Consider the following 11,372-nt stretch of genomic DNA (forward strand, 5'->3'; position numbering starts at 1 on the left):
ACCCACCGCTGAAGCGGCGGCACGCCGTTTTGCAGGTGACGAAGAAGGCTACACCTACGGCCGTTATGGCAACCCCACCGTGAGCAGCATGGAAATGCGACTGGCCGCGCTGGAAGGCACAGAAGCCTCGATGGGCACAGCTTCCGGCATGTCGGCCATCCTGATGATGTGTCTGGGCTTGCTCAAGGCGGGCGACCATGTGGTGTGCTCGCGCTCCATGTTCGGCTCGACCATCAAACTGATCGGGTCCGACCTGGCCAAGTTCGGGGTCGAGTCCAGTTTCGTGTCTCAGACCGATCTGCAAGACTGGCAAGCAGCCATTCGTCCCAACACCCGACTGCTGTTCGCAGAAACGCCCACCAACCCGCTGACCGAGGTCTGCGACATTCAGGCGCTGGCCGATATGGCGCACAACGCCGGCGCCTTGTTTGCGGTGGACAACTGCTTTGCCACCCCGGCTTTGCAGCGGCCCGCGGCAATGGGGGCGGACATCATCACGCACTCTGGCACCAAGTACCTGGATGGGCAGGGCCGTGTGGTGGCGGGCGCACTGTGTGCCTCTCAGCAAATGATCACCGAGAAGTTTCTGCCGGTCATGAAAAGCGGGGGCATGACGCTCGCGCCATTCAATGCCTGGGTCGTGCTCAAAGGTCTCGAAACCCTGGACCTGCGCATGCGGGCTCAGACCGCCCGGGCCCAAATTTTGGCCGAATGGCTGGAAAAGCACCCGGCTGTGGCGCGCGTTCATTACCCGGGTTTGGCCAGCCACCCCCAGCACGAGCTGGCCATGCGCCAAATGTCTGGCCTGGGGGGCGCAGTCCTGTCCTTCGATGTGAAAGCCGACAGTCCCGAAACATCGCGTGCACGTGCTTTCCATGTCATGGACCAAATGCAAATGTTGTCCCTGAGCACCAATTTGGGCGATACCAAAACCCTGGTGGCACACCCCGCCAGCACATCGCACGGCCGCCTGACCGAAGCGCAGCGCCAAGCCGCAGGCATCGGCCAGAGCCTGATCCGTGTTGCGGTCGGCCTGGAATACCCGCAAGACGTTCAAAATGACCTGGCCCGTGGTCTCGATACCCTTTGATATGACGAAAATCCGCACCCGTTTTGCCCCATCACCCACCGGCTTCATTCATCTGGGCAACATCCGCTCGGCTTTGTACCCCTGGGCTTTTGCCCGCGCCACTGGCGGCGACTTCATCTTGCGCATTGAAGACACCGATCTCGACCGCTCCACACAAGCCTCGGTGGATGTGATCATTGAAGGCATGGCCTGGTTGGGGCTGGACCACGACGAAGGTCCTTATTACCAAATGCAGCGCATCGAACGCTACAAAGAGGTACTCGCCGATTTGCAAGCCGCTGGCCATGTCTACCCTTGCTACATGAGCATGGAAGCGCTCGACGCCTTGCGCGAGCACCAAATGGCCCACAAAGAAAAGCCCCGTTACGACGGCACATGGCGCCCGGCACCAGGCAAGACCTTGCCAACGATTCCTGAAGGCGTGAAGCCCGTGCTGCGCTTCAAAAATCCCATCGGTGGGATGGTGGCATGGGACGACAAAGTCAAGGGCCGCATCGAAATCAGCAACGACGAACTGGACGATCTGGTGATTGCCCGCCCGGACGGCACGCCCACTTACAACTTCTGCGTGGTGGTGGATGACATCGACATGGCGATCACGCACGTGATCCGCGGCGATGACCATGTGAACAACACACCGCGTCAAATCAACATCTTCCAGGCCTTGGGCAAAGAGCCGCCGATCTACGCCCACCTGCCCACCGTGCTGAACGAGCAGGGCGAGAAGATGAGCAAGCGCAACGGTGCCAAGGCCGTGACGGTTTACCGCGACGAGGGCTACCTGCCCGATGCCATGGTCAACTACCTGGCGCGCCTGGGCTGGAGCCACGGCGACGACGAGATTTTCAGCCGCGCCCAGTTTCTCGAATGGTTCAATCTGGACCACCTCGGTCGCAGTGCTGCACAGTTCGACGAAGCCAAGCTCAAGTGGGTCAATGCGCAGCACCTCAAGGCCATGGACGATGCCCAATTGGCAGACCTCGTGCAGCCCTTTTTGGGCAAACTGGGTGTGGTGGCCGATGAGCGACTGGCCAGCATTTGTGGCTTGTTCAAAGACCGTTGCGACACCTTGGTGGTCTTGGCCAAATGGATCTCGGCTTTTTATCTGGACGTGGTGCCCAACGCAGAAGAAAAAGCACAACATGTGACCGACGCGGTCAAGCCTGCATTGACGGCTTTGGCCGACAAGCTGGCCAAGTGCGTCTGGGACAAAACTTCGATTGCTGCGGCCATCAAGGAGACGCTGACTGAAACGGGTCTCAAAATGCCGCAGATCGCCATGCCCGTGCGGGTGCTGGTGATGGGCACGGCCCAGACCCCGTCGCTCGACGCTGTGCTGGCCTTGAGCCAGAGAGAAAAAATAGTGGAGAGTTTGAGAAACCCATAAATTTCTGTCTATAATCCAAGACTCGACGCCAACGAGGCACAACGAAAAACATCACTGTTTGTCGTTGACCAAAGGGGGGTATAGCTCAGCTGGGAGAGCGCTTGCATGGCATGCAAGAGGTCAGCGGTTCGATCCCGCTTACCTCCACCAAAGTGTCGAGATGATTCATCAGAATCAGTCCAGGTTATGACCCTATCGTCTAGAGGCCTAGGACATCACCCTTTCACGGTGAGTACCGGGGTTCGAATCCCCGTAGGGTCGCCAAGTTTTGTGACACTTGGTCAGTTTGCAACCGCATACTGACAAAAGTTACAGCTATCAGGAGTGGTAGTTCAGTTGGTTAGAATACCGGCCTGTCACGCCGGGGGTCGCGGGTTCGAGTCCCGTCCACTCCGCCAGTAAGTCAGTAAAAATGCGCCTTCGGGCGCATTTTTTATTTCTACATACCGAAAAAATATCCAAAAAGAAGTCGCTTGATTCAGTGATTTCAACCAGGTTGCGAGGCCCATCGCTTGGCTTGCAAGCCGTGAAGGTGCTATTTTTCGTTGGCGGCGATCTTTAACGCCGGATCATCCTTTGTCCTCACTCATGCATTCAGGGGGGTGATTGCTGAGAGCAATCCGCTGGTGGCGCATGCCTTGAGCAGGTGACGTCGTGTAGTGGTGTCGGGTGTTTTCAAATGCCTATCGTCACACCCCCTGCAAACGCTCCTCAATCTCCCAGCGTTAGTAGATTAAATCGACCCGAGGGGCAGTTCCGTCTCGCTCGTCTGCAGCATCGCAGGCTGTGGTGCGCAGAAGCCAGCGGGCTTTGCGTGTCGCATGCATCGTTAAAATGAGCCGATGCCTTTATCAGTAGATTCAGACTTCGCGGGTTTGCCCAAAGATGCCCAGAGCATTTTGAATTTGGCTGCCAAATCATTGTTCGATGTCTTTGCCCATGCCAGCGAGGGCATGTTGTTGGTGAACCGTTCGGGGCGAGTGGTGTGGATCAACGACCAGTACCGCCGATATCTGCCCGCACTTGGTTTTGCCAGCGAGCAGGCGTTTGTCGGTCAGCCTGTAGCCGAGGTGATTCAAAACACGCAGATGCAACGTGTGCTGGAGACTGGCAAGCCCATTCTGATTGACTTGCTGACGAATAAGGCGGGCACCTTTGTGGTGAGCCGATTCCCATTGCGAGACGATGCCGGACAGGTGATAGGGGCCTTGGGGGTGGTGTTGTTTGACCAGGCGCAGTCCAATTTACAGCCGTTTCTGGCTAAATTTTCCTTGATGCAGCGCGAGTTGGATGAGGCTCGCGATGCTTTGGCTGTCCAGAAACGCTCGGGGCTTGGTCTGCGTCAGGCGCGTCACAGTTTTGCAAGTTTCATTGGTACCAGCGCTCCCGTGGTGGAGCTCAAGCGCCAAGCGAGACGGGCGGCGCAGTCCAGCAGCCCGGTGTTGCTACTGGGTGAGACCGGCACAGGCAAGGAGTTGCTGGCCCACGCGATTCATGCTGCTTCACCCCGGGCCAAAGGGCCTTTGGTGAGCGTGAACATTGCAGCGGTGCCTGAAACCTTGCTGGAAGCCGAGTTTTTTGGCGTGGCCCCCGGTGCTTACACGGGCGCTGACCGCAAGGGACGCGAGGGAAAGTTCAGACTGGCCGATGGTGGCACCTTGTTTCTGGACGAAATCGGTGACATGCCCTTGGGCTTGCAGGCCAAACTGCTGCGCGCCTTGCAAGAAGGTGAGATTGAGCCGCTGGGCTCCAATCGTTTACTGCCCTTTGATGCGCGGATCATTGCTGCGACCTCACATGACCTGGCCAAGCTGGTTCACGAAGGGCGTTTTCGGGAAGACTTGTATTACCGACTGAATGCCTTGCCTTTGCGGGCGCCAGCTTTGCGGGACCGGGCCAGCGATATCCCCGCCTTGATCGAGGTGTTGGCTGAAGACCTGGCGTTGAGCAGTGGTTTGCCACACCCCGAATTCAGCGCGCAGGCCATTGCCTTGCTGTCGGTTCAAAACTGGCGTGGCAATGTGCGCGAACTGCGCAACGTGATCGAGCAGCTGCTGCTGCGCAGTGACACAGGCTTGCTGGATGCCTCCGAGGTGGAAGGGGTCCTTCGGGAGTCTGGGCTGAGCCAGATCACGCCCGCACCCCTTGCTGCGCAGGCGACGCTCAATCTGGAAGGAGGGGCACAGCTGCTGCTGTCGCCTTTGTCGCAACAGGTGAAGGCGCTGGAGCGCATGGCCGTGGCTGCGGCCTTGCAATCCACCCAGGGCAATAAATTTGCAGCTGCCAAATTGCTGGGCGTGTCGCGGTCAAAACTGTACCAATGCTTGTCCTGATTTGTATTTAAAAAATACAGTTGTTTTTATTTAAAGCACTTGACTGTATTTTAAAAAAACATATTGCAACGCATTTTGCTTCATGCATTTTGGCGGTTTGAAAAATCTTTTGTGCGACAACGACTTAGGACGATGGGCTATCGGCTCGGATTCTGGCATGGCTTGTGCAAGACTGCTATGCCAATGATCAGATCATAATTTTCAATCAGGAGACCCACATGTTTCGCAGACACCTCATTTCCCTGGCCGCTTTGTACTTGACAGTTGCATCGCCCTTGGCCGTAATGGCCCAGGGCAAGGACATCAAGATCGCCCACATTTACAGCAAGACCGGCCCGCTGGAAGCCTATGGCAAACAAACCCAAACCGGTTTGATGATGGGCCTGAGTTATGCCACGGGCGGCACCATGGAAGTGGCTGGCCGAAAGATCGTCGTGATCGAAAAAGACGACCAGGGCAAGCCTGACCTGGGCAAAAACCTGTTGGCCGCCGCCTATGGCGACGACAAGGTGGACCTGGCCGTGGGTCCGACCGCTTCGCCCGTGGCGTTGGCCATGCTGCCAGTGGCCGAGGAGTACAAAAAGATCCTGCTGGTCGAGCCTGCTGTGGCCGACTCCATCACCGGCGATAAGTGGAACAAATACATCTTCCGCACCGGGCGCAACAGCAGCCAAGATGCGATTGCCAATGCTGTGGCGGTGGACAAAGACGGTGTGAGCATCGTCACCATGGCGCAAGACTCGGCTTTTGGCCGTGACGGCGTGAAGGCCTTCAAGGAAGCGCTCAAAAAATCCAAGCTGGTGCACGAAGAGTACCTGCCGCCTGCCACCACCGACTTCACCGCTGGTGCGCAGCGCATGATCGACAAGCTCAAGGGCCAGCCGGGCCGCAAGATCATCTTCATCATCTGGGCCGGTGGCAACCCGTTCAAGATCGCCGACATGGACTTGAAGCGCTACGGCATCGAGATCGCCACGGGCGGTAACATCCTGCCCGCCATGGTGGCCTACAAGCAGTTCCCCGGCATGGAAGGCGCGGCCTACTATTACTTCGGCATGCCCAAGAACCCAGTCAACGATGCGATGGTGGCCTCGCATTACCAACAGTTCAAGTCGCCACCAGACTTTTTCACGGCGGGCGGCTTCTCCTCTGCCATGGCGCTGGTCACCGCGCTGAAGAAAACCAATGGCGACACCAGCGCCAACAAACTCATCAGCGCCATGGAAGGCATGAGTTTTGACACGCCCAAAGGCAAGATGACCTTCCGCAAGGAGGATCACCAGGCCATGCAAAGCATGTACCACTTCAAGATCAAGCTTGACCCGGCTTTCGCCTGGGGTGTGCCTGAGCTGATCCGCGAGATCAAGCCCGAAGAAATGAACGTGCCGATCCGCAACAAACGCTGATGCTGGAAACGCACAACCTGACTGTGCGGTTTGGCGGTCATGTGGCGGTCAATGCGGTCTCGTGCCGTTTTGAGCCTGGCACGCTGACCGCCATCGTCGGCCCCAACGGGGCAGGCAAAACCACCTACTTCAACCTGATCTCGGGACAGTTGCCTGCCACGGAAGGCTCGGTGCATTTGAACGGCCGCGATCTGACCGGCTTGCCCGCCTCAACGCGCACCCGCGCTGGTCTGGGCCGTGCGTTTCAGTTGACCAATTTATTCCCGAATCTGTCGGTGCTGGAGAATGTGCGCCTGGCTGTGCAAGCCACAAGAGAGGGCGCGCACCGCCGTGGCTTGAACCTGTGGAGCATCTGGAGTGACCATGCGCAACTCACCAACCGTGCGCTGGAGATTCTGGCGTCGGTGTCGATGACTGCGCAACAGGACGCTCCAGTGGCCAGTCTGCCACACGGCGATCAGCGCAAGCTCGAAGTGGCGCTGCTCATGGCGCTGGACCCTTCGGTCTACATGTTCGATGAGCCCACGGCAGGCATGAGTCACGACGAAGCGCCAGTGATCCTCGATCTGATTCGCCAGCTCAAAAAAGACAAGACCAAAACCATTTTGCTGGTCGAACACAAGATGGACGTGGTGCGCGAGTTGGCCGACCGCATCATCGTGCTGCACAACGGCGCTTTGGTCGCCGATGGCGAGCCGAACGAGGTGATCGCATCGCCCATCGTGCAAGAGGCTTACCTGGGTAAAGCCAAGGAGGCCGCATGAACAAAGCTGGCGTGAACGCCAATCTGTTGACCCTCGAAGGTGTGCACACGCACATCGGGGCGTACCACATCCTGCACGGCGTGGATCTGGTCGTGCCGCGTGGCGAGCTGACTTTGCTGTTGGGCCGCAACGGCGCGGGCAAGACCACCACGCTGCGCACCATCATGGGCCTGTGGCCAGCGTCGCAAGGGCGCATTACTTTTGACGGTGAAGACATCACGGCGCTCAACACGCCCGCCATTGCGCAAAAAAACATCGCTTATGTGCCAGAAAACATGGGCATTTTCTCGGACCTGACGGTCAAGGAAAACATGCTGTTGGCTGCGCGCAGTGCAAAGAATGCAGCGCAGATGGACGAATCGCGGCTGCAATGGATTTTTAAGCTTTTCCCGGCTGTCGAGAAATTCTGGCATCACCCGGCCGGCAAATTGTCGGGCGGACAAAAGCAGATGCTGGCCGTGTCTCGGGCCATCGTGGAGCCGCGTGATTTACTGGTCATCGACGAGCCCAGCAAGGGCCTGGCGCCGGCCATCATCCAGAACATGATCGATGCATTTCAGCAGCTCAAGGCCAGTGGCGTGACCATCTTGCTGGTCGAACAAAACATCCACTTTGCCCAGGAGTTGGGTGACACCGTGGCCGTGATGGACAACGGCCGTGTGGTGCATGCTGGTCGCATGCAGGCACTGACCGAAGACACGGCCTTGCAGCAATCCTTGTTGGGGCTGGCGCTATGAAGTTATTTCAAGATGTGGACACTCGCCCCTTGCTGTTGGTGCCGGTGCTGGCCCTGCTGGCCTGGCCCCTGATCGGTTCGAGCTCGACCTGGCTCACGCTCACCGTGGCGGGCCTGGCCATGGGCATGATCATTTTCATCATGGCTTCCGGCTTGACGCTGGTGTTCGGCCTGATGGACGTGCTGAACTTCGGCCACGGCCTGTTCATCGCGCTGGGCGCTTTTGTGGCTTCCAGCGTGCTGGGCGCCATGGGTGACTGGACGGGTTCGGGCGAGTGGTGGCGCAACATGGTGGCGGTCCTGCCCGCGATGGTGATTGCCATGGCTGTGGCAGCGGCGGTGGGCCTGGCCTTTGAGCGCTTCATTGTGCGGCCCGTTTATGGCCAGCACCTCAAGCAGATCCTGATCACCATGGGCGGCATGATCATTGGTGAGGAACTCATCAAGGTCATCTGGGGCCCGCTGCAGATCGCCTTGCCTTTGCCCGAAGCCATGCGTGGCTCGGTGCTGTGGGGCGATGCGGCGATCGAGAAATACCGTCTGCTCGCAGTGGCCGTGGGCCTGGCTGTGTTTGCCGTTCAAATGTGGGTGCTGGGGCGCACCAAGATCGGCTTGCTGATTCGCGCTGGCGTGCAGGACAGCGAGATGGTCGAGTCGATGGGCTACCGCATCCGCAGCCTTTTTGTGGGTGTGTTCGTGGTGGGCAGTGCGCTGGCGGGGCTGGGCGGAGTCATGTGGGGCCTTTATCAGCAAAACGTGGTGCCACAGATGGGCGCACAGGTCAACGTGCTGATCTTTATCGTCATCATCATCGGCGGGCTGGGCTCCACGGGTGGGGCACTGATCGGCGCCTTGCTGGTCGGTCTGATGGCGAACTACACCGGCTTTCTGGCGCCCAAACTGGCGCTGTTTTCCAACATCGCGCTGATGGTGGGCATATTGCTGTGGCGTCCGCAGGGGGTGTACCCCGTGGCCAACCGTTAAGGACACCCCGATGCTCAATCGTTTGATTTCCAACGACCGACCGCGCAGCCGACTGTTGGCCGCTTTGTTGGTGCTCATTTTGCTGGGTCTGGCCTTCGCACCCTTCCTGTTCCCGGGTGTCAAAGCCTTGTCGGTTGCGGCCAAGGTGCTGATTTTTGTGGTGCTGGTGGCAGGCTTCGACCTGCTGCTGGGCTACACCGGCATCGTGAGTTTTGCGCACACCATGTTCTTTGGCATCGGGGCTTATGGCATCGCCATTTCTTCCAACATTTGGGGGCCGACCTGGGGTGCCATTGGCTTGGGATTTGCCCTTTCATTGGTGCTCACCTTGGTTCTGTCGCTGGCCATTGGCCTGTTTTCGCTGCGGGTGCGGGCGATCTTTTTTGCCATGATCACGCTGGCCGTGGCAGCAGCCTTCCAGACGCTGGCTTCGCAGTTGTCGGACTTCACGGGTGGCGAAGACGGACTGAGCTTCAAGCTGCCCGAGTTGCTGTTGTCCAGTACGGAGTTCAGCGAAGAACCGTTTCTGGGTGTGTCACTCGACGGTCGCTTGCTGTGCTACTACCTGCTGTTTGTGTTGGCTGTGGCCATGTTGCTGTCGCTTCTGCGCATCGTCAACTCGCCCTTTGGCCGTGTCTTGCAGGCCATTCGCGAAAACGAGTTCCGAGCCGAGGCCATCGGTTACCGCGTGGTGGTCTACCGCACGCTGTCGAGCGTGTTGTCGGCCCTCTATGCCTGTGTGGCCGGGGCCATGCTGGCGCTCTGGTTGCGTTACAACGGGCCGGACACCTCGCTCAGCTTTGAAATCATGATGGACGTGCTGCTGATCGTGGTCATTGGTGGCATGGGCACGATTTACGGCGCGGCCATCGGTTCGGTGCTGTTCTTGTTGGCGCAAAGTTATTTGCAGGATTTGTTGCGCCTGGCCAGTGAAGTCACGGCGGCGCTGCCTTTGTTGTCGGCGCTGCTTTCGCCCGACCGCTGGCTGCTCTGGCTCGGCTTGCTGTTTGTGTTGTCGGTGTATTACTTCCCGACCGGGGTGGTGGGGCGCTTGCGCACACGTGCGGCGCTGTGGGCGCTTCATAAAAATAGTTGATCTGCACCAAGGGTTTGGGGTCCACATGGCTTTCACATCGAACTACATCACCTGCGCTGGACTGGAAATCCATTACACCGACTGGGGCAAGGCCGACAAAGGCACTGTGATCGCCTGGCACGGCTTGGCGCGCACTGGGCGCGACATGGACGAGCTGGCCGAACACCTGAGCGCACGCGGTTGGCGCGTGATTTGCCCCGACACGGTGGGCCGGGGCCTGTCGCAGTGGAGCAGTGCCCCCGAGCAGCAGTATTGCCTGGCCTTCTACGCCCGGCTGGCCCGCGAGCTGATGGACGGCCTGCAGCTGCGCGCCGTGCATTGGGTGGGCACGTCCATGGGGGGGGCGATTGGCACGCTGTGCTCGGCGGGTCTGGTCGAGCCCAGCCTGAAGCAACGCATTTTGAGCTTGACGCTCAACGATAACGCACCCGAACTGGCACAGGTGGCGATCGACCGCATCAAGGCCTATGCGGGCACACCTCCTGCCTTTGCCACGGTGGTCGAGCTTGAAGCCTTTTTTCGTCAGGTCTACCAAGCTTTTGGGTGGCTCAGCGACGCGCAATGGCGACGCTTGGCCGAAACGTCAACCCGGCGTTTGCCGGACGGCCGCGTCACGCCGCATTACGACCCGGCGATGGTCACCCAGTTCACAACGCACCCCAACGATTACCTGATCTGGCCTCATTACGACGCCATTGAGGTGCCCGTGCTGCTGCTGCGCGGGGTCGATTCCGATCTGGTCCTGCCCGAAACCGCCGCCGAAATGCGTCGACGTGGACCGGCTGTTCGGGGCCTTCTCAAACACATTGAGGTGCCGGGTTGCGGCCATGCCCCAGCCCTCAACGTGTTGCAGCAGTTGAATTGGGTGACGGACTTCATCGAGGCGTCTTGAAGATGTGCTGACCAATCGATTGGCCGGCGTGCAAACTCTTGTTGTTAGTCAGGTACGTCCCAACCCAAGCCACCATCCACGGGCACCAAGCCAAGGGTGGTGAAAGTCGCGTCCTTGTTGCGCATCGAGACCGATGGGCGGGTGTTGGAGGGCGTTTTGGCTGTGCCGTCAGATGCCAAAGGCCTGGTGCTTTTTACCCATGGGTCTTCAGGCCAAAGCGGGCTCTTGCACCAGGTCTGCCGTTAAGGATTTCAGTGCTTCTGAATCCAGCGTTTCCACTTTCAGTAATTCTTGTGAGCACCGTTCAAGCAGTGCGCGATTGGTATTGAGAATGCGTGTGGCCCTTTCCAGGTTGTGGCTCAGTAGCCCGGCAATGGCAGCGTCCAATTTTTGTTGTGTGGCCTCAGACACCGGGTTGGGCGGTGGCGAAAAAAGGTTCTCACCCATGCCGAAGGGCACAGCGCGGTTGCTGTCATGGCTCACGCAACCGAGTGCCTCGTCCATGCCATAGCGCATGACCATTTCGCGGGCAATCTGGGTGGCCTTGGCCAAGTCGTCGGCGGCCCCAGTTGAAATATGGCCCAGCATCAATTTTTCTGCGGCGCGTCCGCCCAGCAACACGCAGATCTTGCGTTGCAACTCGGCTTGCGTCATCAAATAACGGTCTTCGGTCGGGCGCTGAAT

The 11,372-nt window shown here is 58.8% G+C and carries 10 protein-coding genes, 3 tRNA genes and 1 pseudogene; 12 read left to right on the plus strand and 2 right to left on the minus strand.

Annotation, left to right across the window (positions count from 1 at the left end; translation table 11 throughout):
- From ACIQ3A_RS11290 to ACIQ3A_RS11345, 12 genes are all read left to right on the plus strand, one after another.
- The coding region (locus ACIQ3A_RS11290) for an O-succinylhomoserine sulfhydrylase (RefSeq protein ID WP_396431840.1) at nucleotides 1–1,090 on the plus strand (1,090 nt) is incomplete at its 5' end.
- Nucleotide 1,091: 1 nt separating this feature from the next.
- Entirely contained in the window at nucleotides 1,092–2,477 is a 1,386-nt protein-coding gene (gltX, locus tag ACIQ3A_RS11295; RefSeq protein WP_396431841.1) for a glutamate--tRNA ligase, read from the plus strand.
- 74 nt (nucleotides 2,478–2,551) lie between these two features.
- Nucleotides 2,552–2,627, plus strand: a tRNA-Ala gene (locus tag ACIQ3A_RS11300).
- A gap of 38 nt (nucleotides 2,628–2,665) precedes the next feature.
- Nucleotides 2,666–2,741: transfer RNA gene (locus tag ACIQ3A_RS11305), tRNA-Glu, on the plus strand.
- Nucleotides 2,742–2,798: 57 nt separating this feature from the next.
- Nucleotides 2,799–2,875, plus strand: a tRNA-Asp gene (locus ACIQ3A_RS11310).
- 444 nt (nucleotides 2,876–3,319) lie between these two features.
- A complete protein-coding gene (locus ACIQ3A_RS11315) occupies nucleotides 3,320–4,810 on the plus strand; it encodes a sigma-54 interaction domain-containing protein (protein ID WP_396431842.1) in 1,491 nt (496 codons plus the stop codon).
- A gap of 218 nt (nucleotides 4,811–5,028) precedes the next feature.
- Entirely contained in the window at nucleotides 5,029–6,216 is a 1,188-nt protein-coding gene (locus ACIQ3A_RS11320) for a substrate-binding domain-containing protein (RefSeq protein WP_396431843.1), read from the plus strand.
- Nucleotides 6,216–6,980: an ABC transporter ATP-binding protein gene (locus tag ACIQ3A_RS11325; RefSeq protein WP_396431844.1), complete on the plus strand. Its 765-nt coding sequence runs from the start codon at nucleotides 6,216–6,218 to the stop codon at nucleotides 6,978–6,980. Before ACIQ3A_RS11320 ends, ACIQ3A_RS11325 begins: the two co-directional genes overlap by 1 nt.
- On the plus strand, nucleotides 6,977–7,717 hold the full coding sequence (locus ACIQ3A_RS11330) for an ABC transporter ATP-binding protein (RefSeq protein WP_396431845.1): 741 nt from the start codon (nucleotides 6,977–6,979) through the stop codon (nucleotides 7,715–7,717). The genes ACIQ3A_RS11325 and ACIQ3A_RS11330 overlap by 4 nt, the downstream gene beginning before the upstream one ends.
- A complete protein-coding gene (locus ACIQ3A_RS11335) occupies nucleotides 7,714–8,700 on the plus strand; it encodes a branched-chain amino acid ABC transporter permease (protein WP_396431846.1) in 987 nt (328 codons plus the stop codon). The genes ACIQ3A_RS11330 and ACIQ3A_RS11335 overlap by 4 nt, the downstream gene beginning before the upstream one ends.
- Before the next feature lie 10 nt (nucleotides 8,701–8,710).
- Nucleotides 8,711–9,796, plus strand: a complete 1,086-nt coding sequence (locus ACIQ3A_RS11340; protein ID WP_396431847.1) for a branched-chain amino acid ABC transporter permease — start codon at nucleotides 8,711–8,713, stop codon at nucleotides 9,794–9,796.
- Between the two features lie 25 nt (nucleotides 9,797–9,821).
- Nucleotides 9,822–10,688, plus strand: a complete 867-nt coding sequence (locus ACIQ3A_RS11345; protein ID WP_396431848.1) for an alpha/beta fold hydrolase — start codon at nucleotides 9,822–9,824, stop codon at nucleotides 10,686–10,688.
- A gap of 44 nt (nucleotides 10,689–10,732) precedes the next feature.
- On the opposite strand, the gene ACIQ3A_RS11350 is transcribed toward ACIQ3A_RS11345, so the two are convergent.
- On the minus strand, nucleotides 10,733–10,867 hold the full coding sequence (locus tag ACIQ3A_RS11350; RefSeq protein WP_396431849.1) for a hypothetical protein: 135 nt from the start codon (nucleotides 10,865–10,867) through the stop codon (nucleotides 10,733–10,735).
- 28 nt (nucleotides 10,868–10,895) lie between these two features.
- Nucleotides 10,896–11,372 (minus strand): annotated as a pseudogene (locus ACIQ3A_RS11355) (cell division protein FtsH); the annotation flags it as partial.

Source organism: Limnohabitans sp. (assembly GCF_044361985.1).
Lineage (GTDB): Bacteria > Pseudomonadota > Gammaproteobacteria > Burkholderiales > Burkholderiaceae_C > Limnohabitans_A.